Annotated in this window: 23 protein-coding genes and 1 tRNA gene; 6 read left to right on the plus strand and 18 right to left on the minus strand. The window is 64.7% G+C overall.

Annotated elements, in window-relative coordinates; genetic code table 11:
* Positions 1–20 precede the first annotated feature (20 nt).
* The 11 genes from IC762_RS02030 to IC762_RS02080 form a co-directional block, all read right to left on the minus strand.
* Positions 21–524 (minus strand): RNA pyrophosphohydrolase, encoded by a 504-nt coding sequence (locus IC762_RS02030; RefSeq protein WP_195786998.1) that lies wholly within the window; start codon positions 522–524, stop codon positions 21–23.
* Positions 525–606: 82 nt separating this feature from the next.
* On the minus strand, positions 607–1,821 hold the full coding sequence (locus IC762_RS02035; protein WP_195786999.1) for a divergent polysaccharide deacetylase family protein: 1,215 nt from the start codon (positions 1,819–1,821) through the stop codon (positions 607–609).
* Positions 1,822–1,983: 162 nt separating this feature from the next.
* A complete protein-coding gene (locus IC762_RS02040; protein ID WP_195787000.1) occupies positions 1,984–3,357 on the minus strand; it encodes a S41 family peptidase in 1,374 nt (457 codons plus the stop codon).
* The gene (locus IC762_RS02045; RefSeq protein WP_195787001.1) at positions 3,354–4,766 is read right to left on the minus strand and encodes a murein hydrolase activator EnvC family protein; all 1,413 of its coding nucleotides are present in this window, start codon (positions 4,764–4,766) and stop codon (positions 3,354–3,356) included. Before IC762_RS02045 ends, IC762_RS02040 begins: the two co-directional genes overlap by 4 nt.
* A gap of 38 nt (positions 4,767–4,804) precedes the next feature.
* Positions 4,805–5,287 (minus strand): 23S rRNA (pseudouridine(1915)-N(3))-methyltransferase RlmH, encoded by a 483-nt coding sequence (gene rlmH / locus IC762_RS02050; RefSeq protein ID WP_195787002.1) that lies wholly within the window; start codon positions 5,285–5,287, stop codon positions 4,805–4,807.
* A gap of 50 nt (positions 5,288–5,337) precedes the next feature.
* Positions 5,338–5,631 (minus strand): ribosome silencing factor, encoded by a 294-nt coding sequence (gene rsfS / locus IC762_RS02055; RefSeq protein ID WP_246801749.1) that lies wholly within the window; start codon positions 5,629–5,631, stop codon positions 5,338–5,340.
* Positions 5,632–5,938: 307 nt separating this feature from the next.
* Complete coding sequence (locus IC762_RS02060) at positions 5,939–6,517, minus strand: nicotinate-nucleotide adenylyltransferase (protein ID WP_246801750.1); 579 nt, start codon at positions 6,515–6,517, stop codon at positions 5,939–5,941.
* 90 nt (positions 6,518–6,607) lie between these two features.
* Positions 6,608–7,900 (minus strand): glutamate-5-semialdehyde dehydrogenase, encoded by a 1,293-nt coding sequence (locus IC762_RS02065; RefSeq protein ID WP_195787004.1) that lies wholly within the window; start codon positions 7,898–7,900, stop codon positions 6,608–6,610.
* A gap of 163 nt (positions 7,901–8,063) precedes the next feature.
* Positions 8,064–9,206 (minus strand): glutamate 5-kinase, encoded by a 1,143-nt coding sequence (gene proB / locus IC762_RS02070; protein WP_195787005.1) that lies wholly within the window; start codon positions 9,204–9,206, stop codon positions 8,064–8,066.
* 80 nt (positions 9,207–9,286) lie between these two features.
* Positions 9,287–10,336 carry a GTPase ObgE gene (obgE, locus tag IC762_RS02075; RefSeq protein WP_195787006.1) on the minus strand — a complete coding sequence of 350 codons (1,050 nt, stop codon included), beginning with the start codon at positions 10,334–10,336 and terminating at the stop codon, positions 9,287–9,289.
* 205 nt (positions 10,337–10,541) lie between these two features.
* Positions 10,542–11,021 carry a MaoC family dehydratase gene (locus tag IC762_RS02080; protein WP_195787007.1) on the minus strand — a complete coding sequence of 160 codons (480 nt, stop codon included), beginning with the start codon at positions 11,019–11,021 and terminating at the stop codon, positions 10,542–10,544.
* Positions 11,022–11,187: 166 nt separating this feature from the next.
* On the opposite strand from IC762_RS02080, the gene IC762_RS02085 reads away from it, so the two are divergent.
* On the plus strand, positions 11,188–12,102 hold the full coding sequence (locus tag IC762_RS02085) for a DMT family transporter (RefSeq protein WP_195787008.1): 915 nt from the start codon (positions 11,188–11,190) through the stop codon (positions 12,100–12,102).
* 171 nt (positions 12,103–12,273) lie between these two features.
* Here the strand turns inward: IC762_RS02085 and IC762_RS02090 are convergent, their stop codons facing one another.
* The 4 genes from IC762_RS02090 to IC762_RS02105 all read right to left on the minus strand — a co-directional run bounded on the left by IC762_RS02090 (position 12,274) and on the right by IC762_RS02105 (position 15,014).
* Positions 12,274–12,870 (minus strand): GNAT family N-acetyltransferase, encoded by a 597-nt coding sequence (locus IC762_RS02090; protein ID WP_195787009.1) that lies wholly within the window; start codon positions 12,868–12,870, stop codon positions 12,274–12,276.
* 171 nt (positions 12,871–13,041) lie between these two features.
* The gene (gene rpmA, locus IC762_RS02095) at positions 13,042–13,311 is read right to left on the minus strand and encodes a 50S ribosomal protein L27 (RefSeq protein WP_195787010.1); all 270 of its coding nucleotides are present in this window, start codon (positions 13,309–13,311) and stop codon (positions 13,042–13,044) included.
* A gap of 121 nt (positions 13,312–13,432) precedes the next feature.
* A complete protein-coding gene (rplU, locus tag IC762_RS02100; protein WP_021080923.1) occupies positions 13,433–13,813 on the minus strand; it encodes a 50S ribosomal protein L21 in 381 nt (126 codons plus the stop codon).
* A gap of 250 nt (positions 13,814–14,063) precedes the next feature.
* Positions 14,064–15,014 carry a GlxA family transcriptional regulator gene (locus IC762_RS02105; protein WP_195787011.1) on the minus strand — a complete coding sequence of 317 codons (951 nt, stop codon included), beginning with the start codon at positions 15,012–15,014 and terminating at the stop codon, positions 14,064–14,066.
* Between the two features lie 123 nt (positions 15,015–15,137).
* Between IC762_RS02105 and IC762_RS02110 the strand changes: the two genes are divergently transcribed.
* A complete protein-coding gene (locus IC762_RS02110) occupies positions 15,138–15,941 on the plus strand; it encodes an SDR family NAD(P)-dependent oxidoreductase (RefSeq protein WP_195787012.1) in 804 nt (267 codons plus the stop codon).
* Between the two features lie 106 nt (positions 15,942–16,047).
* Positions 16,048–17,196 carry an ROK family protein gene (locus tag IC762_RS02115; RefSeq protein ID WP_195787013.1) on the plus strand — a complete coding sequence of 383 codons (1,149 nt, stop codon included), beginning with the start codon at positions 16,048–16,050 and terminating at the stop codon, positions 17,194–17,196.
* Positions 17,197–17,407: 211 nt separating this feature from the next.
* Here IC762_RS02115 and IC762_RS02120 read toward each other — a convergent pair whose 3' ends face one another.
* Positions 17,408–18,271 carry an alpha/beta fold hydrolase gene (locus IC762_RS02120; RefSeq protein ID WP_195787014.1) on the minus strand — a complete coding sequence of 288 codons (864 nt, stop codon included), beginning with the start codon at positions 18,269–18,271 and terminating at the stop codon, positions 17,408–17,410.
* Positions 18,272–18,486: 215 nt separating this feature from the next.
* Here IC762_RS02120 and IC762_RS02125 point away from each other — a divergent pair.
* Positions 18,487–18,576: transfer RNA gene (locus tag IC762_RS02125), tRNA-Ser, on the plus strand.
* 128 nt (positions 18,577–18,704) lie between these two features.
* A complete protein-coding gene (locus IC762_RS02130) occupies positions 18,705–21,236 on the plus strand; it encodes a fused MFS/spermidine synthase (RefSeq protein ID WP_195787015.1) in 2,532 nt (843 codons plus the stop codon).
* A 27-nt stretch (positions 21,237–21,263) separates the two neighbouring features.
* Here IC762_RS02130 and IC762_RS02135 read toward each other — a convergent pair whose 3' ends face one another.
* Both IC762_RS02135 and IC762_RS02140 read right to left on the minus strand, forming a co-directional pair.
* Complete coding sequence (locus IC762_RS02135) at positions 21,264–22,022, minus strand: SDR family NAD(P)-dependent oxidoreductase (protein WP_195787016.1); 759 nt, start codon at positions 22,020–22,022, stop codon at positions 21,264–21,266.
* Positions 22,023–22,093: 71 nt separating this feature from the next.
* Positions 22,094–23,371: an ROK family protein gene (locus tag IC762_RS02140; protein WP_195787017.1), complete on the minus strand. Its 1,278-nt coding sequence runs from the start codon at positions 23,369–23,371 to the stop codon at positions 22,094–22,096.
* A gap of 285 nt (positions 23,372–23,656) precedes the next feature.
* Between IC762_RS02140 and IC762_RS02145 the strand changes: the two genes are divergently transcribed.
* Positions 23,657–24,610 carry a sugar-binding protein gene (locus tag IC762_RS02145; RefSeq protein WP_433995869.1) on the plus strand — a complete coding sequence of 318 codons (954 nt, stop codon included), beginning with the start codon at positions 23,657–23,659 and terminating at the stop codon, positions 24,608–24,610.
* Positions 24,611–24,616: the final 6 nt, after the last annotated feature.

Consider the following 24,616-nt stretch of genomic DNA (forward strand, 5'->3'; position numbering starts at 1 on the left):
TTGCTGCGCGGGTCGGATGCTTACTTCGCCGCAAGTCCGGCGAATTCCTTGACCACGCGCTCATAGACCGGGCGCTTGAACGGCACAATCAGCTCGGGGAGATTCTTCATCGGCTCCCAGCGCCAGTTGATGAACTCGGCCTTGTGGCCGCCGCCGGGACTGGCGACGTTGATCTCGTTCTCGTTGCCGGTGAAGCGCAGCGCGAACCATTTTTGCCGCTGGCCGCGATAGCGGCCCTTCCAGGCGCGGCCCGCCACCGTGCGCGGGATGTCGTAGATCAGCCAGTCCGCGACCTCGCCGAGCTTCTCCACCGACTTGACGCTGGTCTCCTCGTAGAGCTCGCGCTTGGCGGCCTGAAAATTATCCTCGCCGGGATCGACGCCGCCTTGCGGCATTTGCCAGACATGGGTTTCGTCGACATGCTCGATGCCGCCCGCGCGGCGTCCGATGAAGACCAGCCCCGCTGCATTCAAGAGCATGATGCCGACGCAGGTCCGATAGGGCAGGTCCTCGTAACGTGCCATGCCGCCGCTACCTCCGCACTTTCCTGGCGTTGCCCGACCCGGCCCCCCGGCGAGGTCTGAGGTCACACCAACGGATTGATCTTTAGCCCGATTTTGATTTCAGCATCGCGGTTGTCAATGGCACAAGCATGATACCCTTGGAGTCCAGGGTCTTGATCCAGGCATTCAGCCGGTCGATCGAGACCGGCAGGGCCGAGGCAACGCCCACGGCGGTGCCGCGTTCCTTGGCGAGCGTCTCCAGCTTGACCAGGGCGCGGTCGATCTCGGCCGATGTCGGCACCGCATCGATGGCGAAATCGGCCCTCGCGAACGGCATCGACTGGCCGGCAGCCATGGTCTGGGCGACGCTGCGCGGGGTGGAACCGTCGTCGAAATAGCCCAGGCCACGCTTGGCCGCGTCGCGGATGATCGGCTGCATTACGGGATCGCTCGCAACAAAGCGGGCGCCCATGAAATTGGCGATCCCGGCATAGCCCTGCAGGCGGCTCAGATGCCAGTAGAAGCGGTCGAGGTTCTGCTCGGCCCCGAGCGTGGTCAGCAGGGTCTGTGGTCCCGGATCGTTGTCCGGATAATCGAACGGTTCCATCGGGATCTGCAGCAGGATCTCATGGCGCTCGGTCCTGGCGCGCTCGGCGAGCTTGCCGGGATCGGCGCCGTAGGGCGTAAAGGCCAGCGTCACGGCCGGCGGCAGCTTGATGATGGCGTCAGCGGTCTTGGCGGCGCCGACACCGAGGCCTTCGACCACGATCGCCACCACGGGCATCCTGGCGGCCTTGGCGCGGTCGGCATCGGCCGCATAGACCGTGAAGGGTTTCAGGCCGTCGGCGACCACCGGAATCATGCCGTAGCGTGACTTTTCCAGCAGGCGCTGGTCGATACCGCTCATCATCGCGGCGGGGGCGTCGCCGCCATCGGTTTTCTCGGCGGTGTCGCCGGCGCCGACCACGACGTCCTGGCGCTTGCCGCTGGAGCCGTCGATGATGGTCACGGTCTTGGTGTCGCCTGCTGCCGCGGGCGGCTTTGCGATGGCCTTGGCGGGCTCGGCCTGGCCGGCAGCCGCGGCGTGCTTGTCATCGGCGGCCGGGCTCGGTGGGGCGTTGCGCAGCGCGACATGGGCGATCGGCTCGCCGCCGAGCGGATTGTCGTTGAACAGCGCAACGCCGACAAAACCGACCAGCACGAGTCCGAGCAGCACGGCAAGCGCCTGCATCGCCGTGAACGGCAGCCGGAACCGGCGCGTCTTGCTCACGGTGTTCTGCCCAAGCGGCGTGCTCAGTTCGTCGGCCGCCTCTGCCATGACCCTCCCCGAATCAACAGCGCGAACGATAGCACGAGGCGGCCGCTTCCCGCGCGCGGGCGTTCCCGTCAAAGCCCGGTGCGAGCCCGGAAAGGCGCTGGTTCTCCAACAAAAAAGGACGGCCCGAGGGCCGTCCTTTTCGCCAATTCTCAGGCGATTGGATCAGTTGTTGGATTTGTCGGCCGGCTTGTCGGCCGCCGCCTTGTCGGCGGGTGCGGCAGCCGGTGCCGGCGGCGTCGCGTTCGAGGTCGACTTGATGCCGTGCAGGAGGTCGTCGGCCATCTTCAGCGCCTTGTCATCCTTGGCGTCCGGCGGCACGTAGGACTGCGAGCCGGTCTTCTCGTCGCCGTCATTCTTCAAATGGCCGCGCAGCGAGGCCTCGCCCTTGGTGTCGGTGCGCGCCTTGAGCTCTTCCGGCACGTCCTGCAGCACCTCGATGTCGGGCACGATGCCCTTGGCCTGGATCGACTTGCCCGACGGCGTGTAATAGCGCGCGGTGGTCAGGCGCAGCGCGCCGTTGCCGGAGCCGAGCGGGATGATGGTCTGCACCGAGCCCTTGCCGAACGAGCGGGTGCCGACCAAGGTCGCGCGCTTGTGGTCCTGCAGCGCGCCGGCGACGATCTCGGAAGCCGAGGCTGAGCCGCCGTTGATCAGCACGATCACCGGCTTGCCCTTGGTCAAATCGCCCGGATGGGCGGCGCGGCGCTGCGTTTCCTCGGCATTGCGGCCGCGGGTCGAGACGATCTCGCCGCGCTCCAGGAAGCTGTCGGACACCGTGACCGCTTCTTCGAGCAGGCCGCCGGGGTTGTTGCGGAGATCGATGACGTAGCCCTTCAGCTTGTCGCCGATCTGGCCCTGCAGATTGGCGACTTCCTTCTTCAGGCCTTCGGTGGTCTGCTCGTTGAAGGTGGTGATGCGGATATAGGCGATGTCGTCGGCCTCGACGCGCGCGCGCACCGAGCGGACGCGGATGTTGTCGCGCACCAGCGTGACGTCGATCGGATTGTCCTGGCCCTTGCGGATGATCTTGAGCTTGATCTTGGTGTTGACCGGGCCGCGCATCTTCTCGACCGCCTGGTTCAGGGTCAGGCCCTGCACCGCCTCGTCGTCGAGATTGGTGATGATGTCGTTGGCCATGATGCCGGCCTTCGAGGCCGGGGTGTCGTCGATCGGGGAGACCACCTTGATCAGGCCGTCTTCCATCGTGACCTCGATGCCGAGGCCGCCGAACTCGCCGCGGGTCTGCACCTGCATGTCGCGGAAGCTCTTGGCATCCATGTAGCTCGAGTGCGGATCGAGGCCGGACAGCATGCCCGAGATCGCGGATTCGACCAGTTTGGAATCGTCGGGCTTCTCGACATAGTCGCTGCGCACACGCTCGAACACGTCGCCGAACAGATTGAGCTGGCGGTAGGTGTCAGACGTCGCGGCGCGCGCGCTCGATCCCATCAGCACCGCGCGGGGCTGCGTGATGAACAGCGTCAGTGCCGCGCCGGTGGCGGCGCTGAGGAGAATTACCGAAGTCTTGCGCATCATCCGCGAACCTTTTCGCCTTCATTTGCGGCCCACCATGGACCTGGATCGATTGGAGTGCCGTCTTTCCGGAACTCGACATAGAGCACTGGCTGGCTCGCATTGGTTGCGAGAATGGATGCGACCTGGGAGGTCGACCCCATGGTCGCGACCGGCTCCCCCGTTAGCACAAACTGGCCGATGTTGACAGAAATGCGCTCCATCCCGGCGATCAGGACATGATACCCGCCCCCGGCATTGAGGATCAAGAGTTGTCCGTAAGAGCGGAATGGACCAGCGTAAACAACCCAGCCGTCACACGGGGTTGTGACCTGCGCGCCGGCCTTGGTTGCCAAGGAAATGCCTTTTTGGACGCCACCCGCGCCGTCGGAACCGCCGAAATCGCGAATCTTGCTGCCGTTCACGGGAAACGAGAACAGGCCCTTCGCCGAAGCGAAGGCGACCGCCGGGCTCAACCGGGCCGGATCCTTGAGAGCCCCCAGATTCGGCTTGCCGTTCACGGGGGCGGGCGCGCCCTGGAGGCTCGCCGTGGCCGCTGCCTTGGCGGCGCTCTTGAGGTCTTGCTCCATCTTGGCGATCAGGCTCTGGAGGTCGGTGACCTGCTTCGACAGCGTGATGGCGCGCGCGCCTTCCGCCGCCATGTCCTTTTCGGCGGCGGCCTGCTGCCGTTGCCGCTCGTCGACCAACGCCGCGAGCCGGGTCTGGTCTTCCGTCAACTTATCGCGGTCGTGGCCCAGCGCGTCGCGTTCGGTCGAGATGGTCTTGCGGACCGCAACCAGTTCGCCGAGGTCGGCCGCAAGTTTTTCCGCGCGGCCGCGCAACTCAGGCACCACGGCGCCGAGCAGCATCGCGGTGCGCAGCGATTGCAGCGCATCCTCGGGCCGCACCAACAGCGCCGGCGGCGTGCGTCGTCCGGCGCGCTGCAGCGCGGCCAGCACCTCGATCACTTCGGCGCGGCGTGAGTCGAGGGTGGCGCGGATCTCGCGCTCGCGGCCGTCGAGCGGCTGCAGCCGCGTCTCGGCATCGGCGATCCGCGTTTCGACGCCGCGCACCTGGCCCGCGATGTCGATCAGCTGCTGATTGAGCTTGCTGCGGTCCTGGCCGATCGCCGCGATGTCGGCTTTCAGCTTTTCCTGCAGCTCGGTCGCCTTGCGCTGCTCCTCGCGGGCGGCCTCGAGCTCCTGCTCGCGCTGCTTGATGGCGTCGGGCGATGTCGGCGCCACCGCGGCCTGTTGTGCGGGCGGTGCAGCCGGTTGTGTCGGCGGCGCGGCTTGTTGCGTCGGTGACGTTGCCTGGGGACGTGCGGGCTGTGGAGACGCGGCGAGCAGCACGATCGACAGCGGCAACGAGGCCGGCAGCCAACGGCGACGCGCGGCGCCGGAATGAATGAGCTTGTCCCGCCTGTACTGCATCCGAGGTGTTCAGCGTTCTCGACTGTCCGTCACCGCGCTCAGGCGCGGTGATAGGGGTGGCCGGCCAGAATGGTGGCGGCCCGATAGATCTGTTCCAGAAGCATGACGCGGACCATTTGATGCGGCCAGGTCGCGGAGCCGAATGCAATGCGCAGTTGAGCCTTGCGCTGCAATTCGGGCGAAAGTCCGTCGGCGCCGCCGATCAGGAAGACAGTACTTGGGATTCCCTCGTCGCGCCAGCGGCCGAGCTGCTGGGCAAAGCTTGCGCTGTCGACGCTCTTGCCGCGCTCGTCGAGCGCGACCAGTGCGTACTTGTCCGGCAGCACTGCCGCGATCGCCGTGGCCTCCTCGGCGATCCGCGCGCCGGCGTCGCGCGCACGGCTTTCCGCGATTTCATGGATATCGAGGCCGCGAAAGCCGAGCTTGCGGCCGATGTCGTCGAAGCGCTCGCGATAGCGCTCGGCGAGCTCCCGTTCCGGGCCCTGTTTCAGACGGCCGATGCAAGTTACAGCAAGTCGCATCAGCGCAAGCTATATGCGCTGCTGCCGATTCGCATCGGCTTCGAGAAGCCTTAGACCGCCGCGATCGCCGGGTTCTGAGCCCACAACCGTTCGAGGTTGTAGAACTCGCGCACCTCGGGTCTGAACACGTGCACGATCACATCGCCGGAATCGATCACCACCCAGTCGCAGTTGGGCACGCCCTCGACATGGATGTTCTTGATGCCGGTTTCCTTCAGGCCCTTCGTCACATTATCCGCGATCGCACCGACGTGCCGGTTGGCCCGGCCGGAGGTGACGATCATGTAATCGGAAAATGCAGATTTGCCGCGAAGGTCGATGGTGACCGTCTCTTCCGCCTTCATATCCTCGAGGCGGGAGAGGATCAGGCTCAGCGTCTTGTCGGCATCCGGCTTGATGGCATCCGGTTGCGCGGGCAAGGCCGCGGTTTTCGTCGATGTTTTACGCGCAGTCTTTGGACCAGAAGTCTTTGGACCAGAAGTCTCGGGACCTGAAGTCTTGGGAACCTTGGGTAAAACAGACTTGGACAATACAGATGTGGCCAGGGACCATTCCTTTCACTGTATCGCGGGTGCCGAATCCTCGGCCCCACGGACCATACTAGGCATGTGGGGTTAATGGTTTCAATATTCCAGTAACCCTTTTACGCTCTCACGCCGTTCTCCAGCTGCCGTCCGGGTTCCGAAGCCCGGTGGAAGACAGATTGGATTTCATTCCCGTCAGGAAAACCCAGGCCGGCGCCCGCTGATCGGCCAGCCGTGTCGCCTGGTTTTCGGGCACGCGGTAGCGCGCAAGCGCCTGCGCCGCCGGTGCGGCAAGGGCGCGGAAACTTTGGGGCGGTCGGTCGATCACGGCAATCGGCACATCGGACGCGATGCGGCGCCAATCTTTCCAGCGATGGAATTGCGCGAGGTTGTCAGCGCCCATGATCCAGACAAAGTGCACGCCCGAGACGCGGCGCCGCAAATGGATGATCGTGTCGACAGTGTAGCGCGTGCCAATGACAGCTTCGAGACAGGAGATGTCGATGCGCGGATCGTCGGCCACGCGCCGCGCAGCATCGGCGCGTTCGGCGAGCGCGTGCAGGCCGTCGTGGTTCTTCAGCGGATTGCCCGGCGTCAGCAGCCACCACACGCGGTCGAGCTGCAGTCGCTTCAGTGCGTACAGGCTGATGGCGCGATGCGCGGCGTGCGGCGGATTGAACGAACCGCCGAGCAAGCCGATGCGCATGCCGTTGGTATAGAACGGCAACGCTTGGGCTTGCGGGTACGGCACGGTCGCTGCTTGCTGCAATGGTCTACCGCGCGCGTGCAAGGATGATCACGGCCGCGTCTGCCCGGTGCCGCGGACGCGGTACTTGAAGCTCGTCAGCTGCTCGGCGCCGACCGGACCGCGGGCGTGGAATTTGCCGGTGGCAATTCCGATCTCGGCGCCGAAGCCGAACTCGCCGCCGTCGGCGAATTGCGTCGAGGCATTGTGCAGCACGATCGCCGAATCGACCTCGTTGAGGAATTTCTCCGCGGCAGCGGCATCCTCCGTCACGATCGCATCGGTGTGATGCGAGCCGTGATTTTGGATATGCGCAATCGCCGCATCGAGGCCGTCGACGATCTTTGCCGAGATGATCGCGTCCTCATATTCGGTATTCCAGTCCTCGTCGGACGCGGGCTTCACCCTGGCATCGGCTCCTTGCACGATATCGTCGCCGCGCACCTCGCAACCGGCATCGATCAACAGCTCGACCAGCGGTTTCAGCTTCGTCGCAGCAGCCTTGCGATCGACCAGCAGGGTCTCGACCGCACCGCAGACGCCGGGGCGACGCATCTTGGCGTTCAGCACAACCGCCTTGGCCATATCGAGCCTGGCGCTGGCATCGACATAAATGTGGTTGACGCCCTCGAGATGCGCGAACACCGGGACGCGTGCCTCCGCCTCGACGCGTGCGACCAGGCTCTTGCCGCCGCGCGGCACGATCACGTCGATGCCACCGTTCAATCCCGTCAGCATCAGGCCGACGGCCGCGCGGTCACGGGTCGGCACCAGGGTGATCGCGGCCTCGGGCAGGCCGGCTTCACGCAGGCCTTGCACCAGGCAATCATGGATCGCGCGGCAGGAGCGGAAACTGTCGGAGCCGCCGCGCAGGATGACGGCGTTGCCGGACTTCAGGCACAGCACGCCGGCGTCGGCGGCAACGTTGGGGCGGCTTTCGAAGATCACGCCGATCACGCCGAGCGGCACGCGGACGCGCTCGATGGTCATGCCGTTCGGCCGCTGCCAGCTTTCGGTGACGGCACCGACCGGATCGATGATCTCGCGCACGGTCGCGACGCCGTCGGCCATGCCGTCGACGCGCGCCGGCGTCAGTGTCAGGCGGTCGACGAAGGCGGCGGTCATGCCGCCGGTCCGTGCCTCCGCGACATCCTCGGCATTGGCGGCGAGAATTGCCGCCGAATGCTCACGGATCGCGCGCTCGATCGCCGCCAGCGCCCGGTTCTTCTGCTCCGGCGGCGCCAACGCCAGCACGCGCGCGGCGGCACGCGCTTTCGCGGCGAGGTCGGTCATCAGGGCGGAGAGATCGGCGTTGCCGTCGATCGCCTTCAGGGGCGCGGTCATGGCAGTCTCAGGTTCTTTGTTTGAGCATGATCTTTTCGGAAAACCGGTGTCCACTTTTCGGATCATGCTCTAAGGCCATGTTCTAGCATGGCTATTGAAGGGTGGCGAGGCGCGGAACCGGCATGGCAGGTGGGCGGCCAGCTGCCGGCGCTCGTTCAGTGGCCTATTTGGCCGGGATCGCCCCGGCGGGGCCGATCACCAGGTCGTCGCGGTGGATCATCTCGGAGCGGCCGCTGGTGCCCAGAATGGCCATCACGTCCGGCGAGGAGCGGCCCTTGATCTTCTCGGCGTTCTCGGCGTCGTAGGCGACGAGGCCGCGGCCGATCTCATGGGTGTCGGGGCCGCGCACCACCACGGCATCGCCGCGGGCGAAGTCGCCGTCGACCCGGATCACGCCGGCCGGCAGCAGGCTCTTGCCGGCGCGCAGCGCAGCCACCGCGCCGGCATCGATGGTCAGTGTGCCCTTCGGCTCCAGCGAGCCCGCGATCCAGCGCTTTCGCGCGGTGACGGGGTTGGCCGGCGTCAGGAACCAGGTGCAGCGCCCACCGGCGGCGATCGCGGCCAACGGATGCTCGATCTTGCCGGAGGCGATCAGCATGTGGGTGCCGGCGGTGGTCGCGATCTTGGCGGCCTCGATCTTGGTGTACATGCCGCCACGCGACAGCTCGGATTCGGCCGCACCCGCCATCGCCTCGATCTCGGACGTGACGCTTTCGACGATCGGGATCAGCTTGGCGTCTGGATTAGCTGAAGGCGGCGCGGTGTAGAGGCCGTCGATGTCGGACAGCAGGATCAGCAAGTCCGCGCTGGCCATGGTGGCGACGCGGGCGGCGAGACGGTCATTGTCGCCGTAGCGGATCTCGTTGGTGGCGACGGTGTCGTTCTCGTTGATGACGGGCACCGCGCGCCATTCCAGCAGTTTTGCGATGGTCGACCGCGCATTGAGATAGCGGCGGCGTTCCTCGGTGTCCTGCAAGGTCACCAGGATCTGCCCGGCACCGATGCCGTGATGGCCGAGCACCTCCGACCAGATCCGCGCCAGCGCAATCTGCCCGACGGCGGCTGCAGCCTGGCTCTCCTCGAGCTTCAGCGGCCCGCGCGGCAATTTCAGGCGGCTGCGGCCGAGCGCGATCGAGCCCGACGACACCACCATGACTTCGCCGCCGTCCTTGTGCAGCTTGGCGATGTCATCGACCAGCGCTGCGAGCCAGGCCGCGCGCACCTCGCCGGCCTGCGAATCGACCAGCAGCGAAGAGCCGACCTTGACGACGATGCGGCGAAAATTCTTGAGCGCGGGGCGTTTCATGGGGTGTGGTCTGATGCGGATCGAGGGAAGCAATACGCGCCACGTCGGGACTTTGGAAGTGGCGGAGGCGAGCGCTGGGTTCAACCCTGCGGCAACGGCTCGGCCCACGGCTCCGCATGGCCCTTGGCCTTGTTGGACACCGGTGCCTCGCCGATCACATCGACCAGCGCGCGCAACGCCTCCTGCACGCCTTCGCCGGTGGCGCCGGAGAGCAACAGCGGTGTCTTCTTGGCGGCGCGCTTGAGGCGATCCTTCTGCTTCTTCAGCTCATCGGGCGCAACAGCGTCGATCTTGTTCAGCGCGACGATCTCGATCTTGTCGGCGAGCTGGCCCTCATAGGCATCGAGCTCGGCGCGCACGGTCTTGTAGGCCTTGCCGGCGTGCTCGCAGGTCGCGTCAACCAGATGCAGCAGCACGCGGCAGCGCTCGACATGGCCGAGGAAGCGATCGCCGAGGCCGACGCCTTCGTGCGCGCCCTCGATCAGGCCGGGGATGTCGGCGAGCACGAACTCGCGGCCGCCGACATTCACCACGCCGAGCTGCGGATGCAGCGTGGTGAAGGGATAGTCGGCGATCTTCGGCTTGGCCGCACTGACGACCGACAGGAAGGTCGATTTGCCGGCGTTGGGCAGGCCGACCAGACCCGCATCGGCGATCAGCTTCAGGTGCAGCCAGATCCAGCGTTCTTCGCCGGTCTGACCGGGATTGGCGTTGCGCGGCGTGCGGTTGGTGGAGGATTTGAAATGCGCATTGCCGAAGCCGCCATTGCCGCCTTCGGCCAGCACGAACTTCTCGCCGAGCGTGGTGAAGTCGTGCAGCAGCGTCTCGCGATCCTCGTCGAACACCTGGGTGCCGACGGGCACCTTCAGCACGATCGGCTTGCCGTTCGCACCATGGCGGTCCTTGCCCATGCCATTGGTGCCCTTCGGTGCCTTGAAGTGCTGCTGGTAGCGATAGTCGATCAGCGTGTTCAGTCCGTCGACGGCCTCGATGATGACATCGCCGCCGCGACCCCCATTGCCGCCGGAGGGGCCGCCGAACTCGATGAATTTCTCGCGCCGGAACGCGACGCAGCCATTGCCGCCGTCGCCCGAGCGAATATAGACCTTGGCTTCATCGAGGAATTTCATGGTTGGCAACTATAGCGTTTTCGAGCGAAGTGGTCGCCGGTTCGCGTGAAGAAAACGCGTCAAAACCAAAAGCGAGAGCGTATCGGTTCTGATCTCATCAGGACCGGTACGCTCTAGTTAGGGCAGGGGCGCCGCTGCGGCAACCCGGAAACGCCCTGACTGAGTGAAAAGCCTTAATTTTCGGGCCTTTTTACGGCCCTCGGTGTCAAGCTGGCCGCCGCCGCACCAGAAACTTCTGCGTCCCCTCCAGCACCAGCTCGCGGCGCTGGTTGTGCACGGTCGAACGCAGCGTCACCACGCCGGTGGTCCGCCCCGGGGCGAGCTCGATCACCTCCAGCGCGGGATAGATGGTGTCGCCGGCGTAGACCGGTTTGAGGAACTTGCAGGATTGCTCGAGGAAGCCGATCAGCGATTCCTCCACGACATAGGGAAACAATCCCGCGCCCGGCGCGGTGTGCACCAAGGTCTGGAAGCCATGCGCGAGCAGGTCCGGCATGCCGCGGGCACGGCAATATTCGACGTCGTAGTGGATCGGATGGGTATCGCCGCTCGCGGTCTGGAACGCCGCGAATACGGCCGAGGTCTGGGTCCGGCTCGGAATGACAAAACGCTCGCCGAGCACGAAATCCTCGAACCACCGTTGCGCGGGGACCATGCGGTGTTGGGTCGGGTCGAACTCGGTCATGCGGCGTTTCCTGCGCTCGTTCTTGAAGGGATGGCCTACCGGTAGCGCAGCCGCCCGACTGCGACAATTGGTTCGATCTGCCCGCGGCGGGGTTGTCCTGCATCGCCACCTCGGTAAAACCAGCAACAAGGCCGGCGATTCACGCGCAGCGGCAAACAAGAGCAAAATGAGCCTGTTCGCAAAACTGTCCTCCTACGACGATCGATCGGCGCGGCTCGCCGGCATCGGGCTGATGCTGCTGTCGATCTTCATGTTCTCGTTCGGCGATGCGATGGGCAAATTCATCGTCGCGACCTATTCGGTCGGGCAATTGCTCTGGCTGCGCGCCTGCGCGGCGCTGCTCGTGCTGCTGCCGATGGTGTGGAAGCGGCGGGCGGACTTCCTGCATCTGGAGCGACCCTGGCTGCAATTGCTGCGGGTGACGCTGTCGACATTGGAGGTTGCGGCGTTCTTCCTGGCGACCGTCTACCTGCCGCTCGCCGACGTCATCACCTACTATTTGGCCGGGCCGATCTTCGTCACCGCAATGTCCGGCCTGGTGCTGGGCGAGCATGTCGGCTGGCGGCGCTGGACTGCGATCCTGATCGGCTTCTGCGGGGTGCTGATCGCGCTGCGGCCGTCGGCGCAGACCATCAGCTGGCCGGCGATGATCGCGCTCGGCGGCAGCCTGTCGTTTGCGGTGCTGATGCTGATCACCCGTTCACTGCGCGAGACACCCGATATCGTGCTGGCATCATCGCAGTTCGTCGGCACCTTCATCCTCGGCGCCGTGCTGTCGCCGATCGGCTGGGTAACGCCATCGGCCGGCAGCCTCGTGCTGTTCTTCGCCGCCGGCATCATCTCGGTGGCGGCGTTGCTCTGCGTCAATCGCTCGCTTAAGCTCGCGCCGGCGAGCGTCGTGGTGCCCTATCAATATTCGATGATCGTCTGGGCGGTGATCTTCGGCCTCGTGGTGTTCGGCGACGTGCCGTCCTGGGCCACGATCGTCGGCGCCGCGATCATCATCGCGGCCGGTCTCTACATTTTCCTGCGCGAGCAGCAGCTCGGGCGCGCGGACAGCGCGGTGAACCCACCGGCGTAACTGGACCCTACCCTGGAGGGGGAGGGTCGACGCGAATGCAATGAGCGGCGGGGTGGGGTGACGGTCTCTCCGCGTCCGACAGCGCCCGTGTTGAGAGATCACCCCACCTCGGTTCGCATTTCGCTTCGCTGCATGCGAACCGATCCTCCCCCTCCAGGGGAGGATGAAGAGTCAGGCGTTCCTTCGCGTCGAATTATTCCAGCTCTTCAGCGAGGCCCACACGCTGCGCGACAGGCGGAAGCAGTCGACCGGGGTCGACGAGCCCAGCGCCTCGAAGCGGTGCAGTTGCACGCCGCTCCACTGGAAGCCGCATTTCTCCAGGATGTTGCGCGACGACGGGTTGGCGACGCGGGCGCCGGAGATCAGCTGGTCGAGGTCGAACTCCTCGAAGAAATAGTCGATCACCGCGCGCGCGGCCTCGGTGCCGAAGCCCCGGCACCAATGGTCGACGCCGAGCCAGTAGCCGAGCTCCGGCGCGGCCTCCTCGCGCCAGTCGATGCCGACCATGCCGATCGGCGTGTGATTGTTCTCGATCAGGAAGACGGTCTCGCGTCCGCCGTCTGCGAGCGCGCGCACGAAATCGACGGCGTCGTCCTGGGTATAGGGATGCGGCAGGCGGCGGGTGTTCTCCGCGATGCGGCGATCATTGGCGAGACGGGCAATTGCTTTTACGTCCGCGAGCGTCGGCTTGCGCAGTGTCAGCCGTTCGGTCTCGAGGACGCAAGCTCTTGCTTCGCGCAAGGTCGGCGTCGGGATGTCCTGCAACATGTCGAGCTCCTGTGATGCGACGAGATCGGTACGCAACGCTTGGAACGTTGCGCGTGGTCGAACCGTGACCCGCGCAACAAAAAGGGGAGGCCGGTCATCCCGCCTCCCCTTGGAGCTCTGAGCTGCTCCGCCGGTTCAACAGGACCCGGCGGACTCGTATCTGTCCACCGTCTACTCGGCCGCCTCTGCCACCGGAATGACCGAGATGAAAGTGCGGCCGTTGGCCTTGGCACGAAACTCGACATGACCCTCTACCTTCGCGAAGATAGTATGGTCGGTGCCCATGCCGACATTAAGGCCGGGATGCCAGGTGGTACCGCGCTGACGCGCGATAATGTTTCCAGGAATGACGAGCTCGCCGCCGAACGCCTTGACGCCAAGGCGCTTGCCTTTGGAATCACGTCCGTTGCGCGATGAACCGCCTGCTTTTTTGTGAGCCATGGCTCGTCTCCGAAATTCGTTCTGATCTCTAGATCAGTTCCTTGACGGAATCATTTCACATTTTGTCACGCTTCACATCCTGGAGCGTGACGGTCACTTTTTCTCGCGTCCGGTAGCAGGCTTACTCGGCTGCCTCCGCCGGCGCTTCGACCTTTGCCTTCTTCGGCCGCGGGCCGATGGTCGGCTTGGCGTTATCGGCGAGGATCTCGGTGATGCGAAGCACCGTGAGCTCGTCGCGATAGCCGCGCTTGCGGCGTGAATTCTTGCGGCGACGCTTCTTGAACGCGATCACCTTGGCGCCGCGCTTGTGCTGCAGCACTTCGGCTGCAACGGTGGCGCCTGCCACGGTGGGCGTTCCCAGCACCGGCGTGTCACCGCCGAGCACCAGAACTTCGCCTAGCTGCACGATCGTGCCGACATCGCCGGCGATCTTGCCAATCTCGAGTACATCATTCGGAACGACGCGGTATTGCCGGCCGCCGGTTTTGATGACTGCGAACATCGTTGGATTCCTTCGTGTTCGATTCCGGCCTCGGACGGATCGCCCGGGTCGGCTTTTTGTTCAGTCGCTATGGGTTTCGATTTTCGCGCGAAGGGAACGAGTTCCCCAAATGCGCAAAAACAAGCGGCGCGAGAAATCCTCGCGCCGGATGGAGCGGACTTATAGCCGCAAAAGGCGGAGAGTCAAGGTAAAGCAGGCCGAAAACTGCCAGAAAATGAAGGATTTGGGCTCGTTTGAGCCCGATTTGGAGCTATGCCGGTGCTTGCGCAGCCGCCCTGGCGTGGCGGCGGATGGTCTGCGGAGGCTGGCCCAGCACCCGCAAAAACGCCCGCCGCATCCGCTCGCGGTCGGCAAATCCGGTCTGGCCGGCAATCTCGTCCATCGAATGGCGGCCGTCGCCGATCAGTTCGCGCGCCGCCTCGACCCGGAGCTGCTCGATCGCCTTCGCCGGCGACTGGCCGGTCTCGGCGCGGAAGGCGCGGCTGAACTGGCGCGGGCTCAGCCGCGCCACCTCGGCCAGTTCCTCCACCGACAGCTCGCTCTGCAGATGTGCCTTGGCGTAATGCAGCGCGTTCTGGACGCGGTCGGATTTCGGCTCCAGCTCGAGCAGCGCGGAAAACTGCGATTGTCCACCGGTCCGGCGGTGATAGACGACGAGCTTGCGCGCCACCGAACGGGCCACCTCGATGCCGAGGTCGTGCTCGACCATCGCCAGCGCCAGATCGATCGTGGCGGTCATGCCGGCCGACGTCCAGATCGGTCCGTCGATGATGTAGATGCGGTCCTGCTCGACCTTGAGTTTGGGAAAGCGTGCCTGCAATTCGGCGGCGAACTGCCAGTGCGTGGAGACGCGCCGGCCATCGAGCAGGCCGGCTTCCGCCAATGAAAAGGCGCCGATACAGGGCGCGGCGATCCGCTGTGATGCCGTCATGGCGCGGCGAATATAGCCGGTCAACTTGGGTGACGCCGGATGAAGCTCGTGGCCGGCCCCGACGAACAAGGTGTCGAAGCTGCGATCGCCGAAGGCTTCCGTTTCGACATTGAAGCCGGCCGACGACCGCACCGGGCCGCCATTTTCCGACAGCAGCGTGACCTCATAGAAGGGCTCGCCAGCGATCAGGTTGGCGACCTCAAAGGCGGTGATGGCGGTGAAGCCCATCACCTGGAACTCCGGGAAGACGATAAAGCCGATCTGCTGCACGGAACCCTCCAGCGCATCTGTGTCCTAAAAAGGTGTATATATGACATTTGAGACATTCAAGAGGTCCCTTACGTTCTGATCAACGGCCAACAACGGCCGTTCGGGTCAAACAAGGAGACCAACATGACCAAGTCAGCCAAGGGAACGGCGCTCGTCACCGGCGCGTCGTCCGGAATCGGTGCCATCTACGCGGACCGGCTCGCACGGCGTGGCTACGATCTGATCCTCGTCGCACGCAACCGTGAGCGCCTCGACGGGCTCGCCAAGCGTCTTTCGCAGGAGACGGGCCGATCGATCGAGATCGTCGCCGCCGACCTCAGCAAGCGTGCAGATGTGTCGCGGATCGAGACCGTTCTGCGCGACAATGCCGGCATCACCATGCTCGTCAACAATGCCGGCGTCGGTGCGACCGCGCCGCTGCTCGCATCCGATGTCGACAAGATGAGCGACCTGATCGCGCTCAACGTCGATGCGCTGATGCGCCTGACCTATGCGGCGGTGCCCGGATTCGTCGCGCGCGGCGGCGGCACCGTCGTCAATATCGCCTCGGTCGTCGGCGTCGCGCCGGAGATCCTCAATGGTGTCTACGGTGGCAGCAAGGCCTTCGTCGTTGCACTGACGCAGTCCTTGCAGCACGAGCTGAAGGACAAGAACATCCGCGTCCAGGCGGTGCTGCCCGGTGCCACGGCAACCGAGTTCTGGGGCATCGCCGGGACACCGGTCGAGCATCTGCCGGGCGAGATCGTGATGAAGGCGGAAGACATGGTCGATGCTTCGCTGGCCGGTCTCGACCAGGGCGAAGTCATGACCGTGCCGGCGCTGCCGGATGCCGCGGACTGGCAGGCCTATGAAGCCGCCCGCCAGAAGCTGATGCCGAACCTGTCGCACAGCAAGCCTGCCGCGCGTTACGGGGTCAAGGCGGCCTGAGGCCTCGCGAAGATTGCGTCCCGCGCCGGCGAGAGCGCCGCAGCGCGGGACGCAACCATTTGGGTTCCCGGCCGTTATGCCAGGGAACCTCACGCGGGCAGGGCGAATGGCTGAAGACACAGGGCTGACCACGGGCATCGCGCACCACGGTGCCGCGCGGCTGCCATCGGTCGACATCGACAGTTTCAACATCGAGCTGAAGGACGACGAGGGTTTTCTCGGCGACCGCGCCTCGAAAGGCGCGTTCCGGAAGATTCTCGACCGCTGGCGCAAGCCGCTGCGCAAATCCGGCGAGGATCCGTTCGGTGACGAGCCGTCGGACAAGATCAGCAAGAAGAAGCTCGACGACATGCTGGTCGGCGATGACACCGAGGCCTCCGCCGTCGTGCACAGTGCGATCGAGGAGTTCGCCCAGGAGCTCGCTTATGTGACGCGGCGCTTCCTCAACACCAAGGCCTGGGCCAAGACCGAGCGCATCGTGGTCGGCGGCGGCTTTCGCGACAGCCGGCTCGGCGAGCTCGCCATCGCGCGGACCGAGATCATCTTGAAATCCGAGGATTTCAAGATCGATCTGGTGCCGATCCGCTTTCACCCCGATGACGCCGGCCTGATCGGCACGCTGCACCTGGCGCCGTCGTGGATATTCGAGGCGCATGACGGTGTGCTGGCGGTCGATATCGGCGGCACCAATATCCGCTGCGGCATCGTGGAGACGCGCTGGAAGAAGGCGCCCGATCTTTCCAAGGCGACGGTCTGGAAATCCGAGCTGTGGCGGCACGCCGACGACGAGCCGACGCGCGAAGGCGCGGTGAAGCGGCTGGTCAAGATGCTCAAGGACCTGATTGCCGCCGCGGAGGCAGAGGGCCTGAAGCTCGCGCCGTTCATCGGCATCGCCTGTCCCGGGGTCATCAAGGAGGACGGCGGGATCGAGAAGGGCGCGCAGAATTTGCCGGGCAACTGGGAGAGCAGCAAATTCAATCTGCCGGCGAGCCTGGTCGAGGCGATCCCGGAGATCGGCGGTCATGACACCGCGATCGTGATGCACAATGACGGCGTGACGCAGGGGCTCGCCGAAGTTCCCTTCATGCAGGATGTCGAGCGCTGGGGCGTGCTGACGATCGGGACCGGTCTCGGCAACGCCCGCTACACCAATCGCAAGAAAGACAACGGCAAGGACGAGAAGAAACAGAAGGACGACAGCGACGGCGAAAAGGCCGAGAAAAAAGCCAAAAAGGCCAAGAAAGCCGACGCCTGAGCCAGCGTCCGCGCTGCGCCGAGGGCCCCGTCCCGCGGTAAGGTTGATCGGTTAGGTTAAGACCGCGTTTGCGTTGCGGTACCAGGCTGTCTTGCTACCGTTCCCTCGTCGCTCCCGCCGACCGGCGAAGCCGCACTTCCCCGGCCAGCATTTTCAAGCAGCGGCAAGGGACCGCCAGTTTTTTTGTCGCGTCTGGCGGTCCCACCCATTTCTATTTCCAGTTGATTCGCGCGAAAAACCCAGCGATCTCGGCGGCGGCGCGGTCGGGATCCTCGCGGTGCGGGAAATGCCCGACATCGCCGAACATCTTCAGGTCGAGATTGCTGAAGGTCTCACCGAGTCGGTCGGTCCAGGCATAGGGAAACAAGGGATCGTGCTCGGCCCAGCGGATGCAGGTCGGCACCGCAATCGGCGTGAGCTGCGGCGCCTCGCCATGCATCATCTTGACGCGCCCGGCATGCGAGGCGCGGTAATGTGCAAAGCCGCCGGCGAGGTTGCCGGGCTTGAAGAAGTTGTCGGCGAAATCCTCGAGCACGTCTTCGAACGCAGTCTTGCGATGCGCCCAATTGCGCAGGAAATGTCCAATGTAAGTTCGGCAGCTGTCGCGGCTCGCCCCGACCAGCGCCGGTGCCATCTCCATCTGGTGGAACGACTGGTACCAGATGTGATTCAGCCGGTCGGGCGCGGCCATGCGCGGACCGATCCCGGGATAGACGAAATCGAACATGAACAGGCCGGCGATGCGCTCGGGCGCCTTGCGGGCGAGCGGCTGGATCACCGCGCCGCCGACGTCGTGACCGACGACGCCCGCTTTGTCGATGCCGAGCGAGTCCAGCAGCGCCAGCATATCGTCGGCATGCTGATCGGGGCCGTAGGGACCGTCGGGCTTGTCGCTGTCGCCGAAGCCGCGCAGGTCGGGCGCGATCAGGGTGAAGCGGTCGGCCAGCCGGGTCATCACCGGCTCCCAGGTCAGCCAGAATTCCGGCCAGCCATGCAGCAGCAGGAGCGGCCGGCCGCTCCCGGACCGCGCGACGTGGAACGCCGCGCCATTGGCTCGAATCGTGAGATGCTCCATGGCCTGCTCCCGCTGCGCTTGGCTTCGACGCGATGCTGATCAGACCAGAACCGCGCAGCTAGCGCTTTGTTTCCACGCACTTTCTTCGATCATCCCCGCAGCCGCTGCCATGCGATGGCGCAGCGGCGGAAATATTGTTGCAGCGCCTTGTCTGGCTCGCCAACCTCGCCTAGAACACGCTCCGACCGCCGGTGATGCAAATCACCCGGGCCGCTGGAGAGGTGGCAGAGTGGTTGATTGTACCGCACTCGAAATGCGGCATAGGTGCAAGCCTATCGGGGGTTCGAATCCCCCCCTCTCCGCCACCGGCGTTCTCTGAGCGAGAAGCTGCATCTCCGCCCCATAAGCCAATCTTAACAGCGTGTGCCTTACCTGTTCTCTCAATCGAAGGGAGAACCGTGCAGTGTCCAATCGTGATGGTGTTCGAGACGTCATGAGCCCCGAGAACAGGGTTCTGGTCACCGCGATCTTTTTGGCGTCGGGCGCGGCATCCCTGATCCTTCAGGTGCTCTGGTTCAAGCAACTGCAATTCGTGCTGGGAAGCGCGACGGTTTCCGTCAGCGTCACGGTGGCAAGCTTCTTCTTCGGTCTTTCGCTGGGCAGCGTTTTCGGCGGCCGGATCGCCGACACGGTCAGCCGCCCGCTGAAGGTTTACGGATTTCTCGAGCTCGCCCTCGCACTGGTTTCCTTGGCGGTGACCGCGTTTCTGTCGCATTGGTCGACATGGGTGGGCTGGCTGTCACCGATGCTGGACCTGGAGTCGCCGCTGCGGTTGCCCCTCATGGTCGCGCTGTCACTCGCCATCCTGTCGCTGCCGACGATGCTGATGGGCGCGACCCTGCCGTTCCTGGTGAAATACCTGACCCGCACGCGAACCGACCTCGCCCATCGGATCGGTCTGCTCTACGGGTTCAACACCCTCGGCGCCGCCATCGGCACCCTCGTCGTCGGCTTTGTCCTGATGGGCCTTTGGGGAATCACGGGATCCAGCCTGGTTGCGGCCGCCCTGTATGTCTGCGTCGGCGCCGTAGCCCTGCTCCTTGCGCGCAGCGCAAGCCCGCTGGTGCCGGTCACGGTAGAAGTGCCGGCGCAAACCGTCGGGTCTGGGCATGGCAGGACGCCCGTCCTGATCTGGATCTTCGCGTGCTCGGGTTTCGTGTCGATCGCCTATGAGGTGGTTTGGTTTCGCTTCCTGACCAATGTCAGCACCTCGAGCGTTTACGCGTTCTCCGGCATGCTCGGCGTCTACCTGCTAGGGCTGGTGATCGGCGCGCTGATCTGCGCCAAGGTGCTGGCGCCCCGCAAGGATCAGTTGCTGCGATACTTCGCCGTCACGCAGCTCTTGATCGCGGTTGCGGCCACGCTGACGGTCGCAACGCTCGGCAAGGCGCGGACCTTGCAGGTCGCGTTGGCTCCTATCGTATCGAGCCTGGTTCCGCTCCAGGCGCAGGAGCTTCTGGGCGGTGATGTCTCATTCTTCCTCACCTGCGCCGTTGCCCTGCTGCTGCCGACCACGCTGATCGGCATCAGCTTTCCCCTGGCCAGCGAACTGACCGTGATGCAGATGAGCGCGCTCGGCCGCAGGATCGGCTCGCTCTACGCCCTGAATACGATTGGCGGCGTGCTGGGCTCGCTGGCGGCGGGCTTCCTTCTGATCCCCTATCTCGGCAGCCAGTGGGCGCTCACCGTCCTGATTGCTCTCAACGTGCTGCTCTTTGTCGTGACGACCGTGTCGCAACCGGACCTCCTGCGAGAGCGGGGCCTGTGGCGGCAAGGAGCGATCGCCGCAAGCGTCATCGCGGCGTCGCTCCTGCTCATCACGCCGCACTATCTGGAACGGGTCCTGACCGCGATCGAAGGCGGCAATGTCCTCGAGTTGCAGGAAACCCGGCAAGCCACATTTGCGGTGGTCGAGTATCAGGACAAGGCGGCAGGGACCTATCAGCAGTTGGTGGTGAATTCGAAAAGCTATGCCAACAACCGTCCCGAGGGCAGGCGCTACATGGCCGCGATGGGGCACTATCCCATTCTCCTGCATCGGGGCCCGGTCGAAACGGCCGTCGTGATCTGCATCGGGACCGGCACCACGGTGGGTGCGGTCAGCACCCATCAGGAACTAAAATCCATCGACGCGGTCGATCTGGCCTCGACGGTTTTCGAGGTCGCGCCGCATTTCGTGCCGCTCAACAAGCAATTCTATCAGAATCCGAAAGTCCATCAGATCGTCGCGGACGGGCGTCACTTTCTGCTGGGGACCAAGCAGACATTTGACGCCGTCACCCTCGAGCCCCCGCCGCCCCATGACGCCGGCGTCATCAACCTCTATACGGAGGAATTCTACGCGCTGGCAAAGCAGAGGATGCGCCCCGGCGGCGTTCTCGCGCAATGGGTGCCGCTGGATTTCAACCGCGGCATTCTTCCGAAGATGATCCTCAAGGCCATGATGGGCCAGTTCAAGCATGTCTCGCTGTGGCTGCCGTCCCGAATGGAAGGGGTGGCCATCGCCTCCGATGAGCCGTTGAACATCGATCCTCGCGCGCTCGCCATGCGCATGTCCGAGCCCGCGGTGGCCGACGACCTGACGGCAAACGGCTTGCGCTCGCCGGAGGATTTTCTGGCGACATTCATCGCCGCTGACGAAAAACTCGCGGCCTTCGTCGGGGACGTGCCGAGCCTCACGGATGATCGGCCGCGCCTCGAATATTATAACTGGTATCCGCTGAGTGCGATCAGCGTCGACGAATTGAAGCGCCTTCGCGAGCCCGTCGAACTCTATCTTGCCGACGGATCGATCGATGAGGCCCGTCTCGATACCGCGCGCACGGTGGCCAACGCGATACTGGATGAGCACAAGGCCAGTGCCGACGGCGACACGTCCGCCGCGCGTGCAGCGCTTCGCGTCGCCGTCAAGCTGGAGCCGGATAATTCCTATGTCGGCTTCCTGGACCGCAAGCTGCGCGAGTGATCGGGCAGCCTCCGGCACGCTCGCCGGTTAGACCCAGCCGCCGTCGACGATGTAGCTCTGGTTGGTGCAGGCGCCGCTGTCGTCGGAGCTAAAGAACAGCACGACGCGGGCGACCTCGTCCGGCATCAGCTTGCGCTTGAGGCACTGGCGCTGCATCAGCTCGGCCACGCCTTCGGGGGTCAACCACTTATCCTGCTGCCGCTGCGTCATGATCCATCCGGGCAGGATGGAGTTGACCCGGATGTTGTGCGGCCCGAGATCGCGGGCGAGGCCGCGGGTGAGGCCCTGGATCGCCGATTTCGCCGTGGTGTAGCAGGGCATATTGCCCTGGCCGATCACCCAGCTCACCGAGCCCATATTGACGATCGCACCGCCGCCCGCCTTGACCATGTCGGGCGCAACCGCCTGGGCGCAGAAGAACTGGTGCTTCAGGTTGGTGGCGATCCGCTCGTCCCAGAATTCCGGCGTGACGTCCTCGATCGCATGACGGTCGTCGCGGGCGGCGTTGTTGACCAGGATCGTGATCGGCCCGAGCGCCTCGCGGATGCCCGCGACTGCGCGGCGCAGGGCGGCGATGTCGCGCAGATCGGCGTGCTCGAAATGCGCGCCGGCGCCGGCGGGCAGCTCGGCCACCAACTGCCGCGAGGCCTTCTCATCGACGTCGATGAAGCCGACCCGCGCGCCCTGGCCGATGAACTGGCGGACGATGGCCTCGCCGATGCCGGAGCCGCCGCCGGTCACCAGTACCGTGCGGTCCTTGAGGCTTGGATAGATGGCGCCTTGCATGGTCATTCTCTCGATTTGGCGCCTGAAGCGCGTCGGTTGGATTGCTGCGGCTCAAGCAAAGCCGCAAGGGTTTAGTCGGTCGTCTCCATGTGGTTTCGGTCCACGACCCGCAGCGTCCGCAGCACCATGCCGTCGACGATGGTCGCCGACTCGCTTGGACGCACATAGATCGTCGTGGACTTGAGCAGCCACGGCAACACCGCCTGTTCGAGCCGCTCCTCATAGGCTGCGCGCATCATGTCGAATGCCTGCAGGCCCGGGCCCGCCAGGATCAGATGATGCGGGCGCAGCACCGATATCGTTGCGGCGACCGCCTCAGCCAGCGCGCGGCCGGCGATCCGGAACAGGTGCGCAAGACGCGGATCGCCGCCCAGCGCGCGCTCGCGCAACAGCGCCATCTGCGCCTCGGACGGTTGCTGCGATACGGCCGGCGGCAGGTCGAGAAAGGTGCGGGCGTCGCGGTAAAGCGCATAGTCGGCGAGATAGGCCTCGATGCAGCCGCGCTGGCCGCAGCGGCATTGCGGACCGTTCAGCGCCAGCTTGACGTGGCCGATCTCGCTGCCGGCGCCGGCGCCCCAGCGCGCTTCGCCGTCGAGAATGACGCCCATGCCGACGCCGTGGCCGACCATGATGGTGGCCGCGAGGCCTTCCGCCAGGATCGGCTCGGACGCGGCGAGGGCCAGCGCAACGGCGACCGCGTCGTTCGCCATCACCACCTCGACCCCGAATGCGTCGCGGATCGGCTTGGCCAGATCGACATCGGTGATCGACAGCGCCGGGCTCCACAGATGCCGGCCGGTGTCGGCGTTCACGATGCCCTGCAGCGCGATCCCGATTCCCAAGAGCCGATGGCGCGGCGTGTCCGTCGTCGCCAGCATGGCATCGATCTGCGCGATCACGAGATCGCACAACGCCTTTGCATCGAGCGCGCGCGTCGTGAGCTCGAGCCGCGATTGTGCCAGATCGGAGCCGCTGAAATCGGCGATCAGCGTCTCGATCAGGTTCATGCGCACCGAGACCGCGATGACGCGGCCAAATTCGGGATTGAGCGTCAGCAGCACCGCCGGCCGGCCACGGCGACGGCCGTTGAGCTGGTCCGGATCCTCGTCGTCGGTGTCGTCAGGCCAGGGTGTCGGCGCCCCGGTCTCGGTCTCGGCTTCGCGCAGCACGTCTTCCGCGATCAGTTTCGACGTGATGGCGGAAATCGCCGGGAAGCTCAGCCCCGTGCTGCGTGCGAGCTCCACGCGCGGCAATGGCCCCTGGCGCCGCAAGACCTCGACAAGGCGGCCGCGGTTCGATCCGCGGGCCACGCTCGAAGCACGTCGCAGCGGCTCGGGCTGGTCATTCATGCGGTCTTTTTTAGTTCGCTCAGTGAAGTTAATCAACGTGCGGACACCTTTTAATTAGCGCCATGAAATTATTGAGTGCGTCTATAAAGTCACAGAGTCGAAAAATGCAGTCTCATTGTACCTAACTCGCCCTGTCTGTTTGAACTATTGGATAAGGTCATCCTTGACGGGCAATTCGAACGCCAATAATTTGTTCGTCACGAAAATAAAATCAGGGCGTGAGAAGCGCCAGAGGTGATCCCCTTATGCCGGGGTGACGAAAGGGAGGTGAACATGAAGGGCTCAATGAAGAAATTGGTCGTGCCGTTGCTGGCGAGCGCGGCCGCGCTCGTGATGGCCACGGGAGTGGCGCAGGCACAGCAGAAGAAGACCATCGCGCTGGTAACCAATGTTGCGGCCGATTTCTGGACCATTGCCGGCCGTGGGCTCGAGAAGGCGCAGAAAGAGCACCCAGACTACAATATCGAGTTGATCGTGACCAATGAAGGCACCGCGGCAGGCCAGCGGCGCGAGTTGGACGACCTCCTGGTGCGCGGCGTCGCCGGCATCTCCATCTCCGTGGACGATGCGCCGCACGCAACCGAAGAACTCAACAAGGTTGCGGCCAAGACCGTGTTGATCACGACGGACAGCGACGCGCCGCAGAGCAACCGGCTCGCCTATATCGGCACCGACAACGTCGCGGCGGGCCGACAGGCCGGCGAGGAGATCAAGAAGGCGCTCCCGAACGGCGGCAAGATCGCGTTGTTCGTCGGAACCATGGACGCCGACAACGCGCGCGAGCGCGTGCAGGGTATCAAGGAAGCGATATCAGGCACCAAGGTCGAGCTGGTCGACGTGTTCACCGACCAGGTCGACTTCGCCAAGGCCAAGGCGAACATGGAGAACGTGCTCGTCAAATATCCCGACATCGCGCTGATGTCCGGCCTGTGGAGCTACGAGACGCCGCTGATCTACGACGCGGTGAAGTCGGCGGGCAAGGCCGGCAAGGTCAAGATCGTCGGCTTCGACGAGGATCAGCGGACGCTGCGCGGCGTGTCCGACGGCACGATCGAATCGACGGTCGTGCAGCAGCCCTACGAGTTCGGCTACCTGTCCGCCACCAACATCATCAAGACGCTGGGCGGCGACAAGTCCTGGATTCCGAAGGACAGCAAGCTGATCGTGCCCACCAAAGTGATCAACAAGACCAACGTCGCGGAGTTCACGGCAAATCTCAAGGACCTGCTGAAGAAGTGACGTAAG

Source organism: Bradyrhizobium genosp. L, from assembly GCF_015624485.1.
Classification (GTDB): domain Bacteria; phylum Pseudomonadota; class Alphaproteobacteria; order Rhizobiales; family Xanthobacteraceae; genus Bradyrhizobium.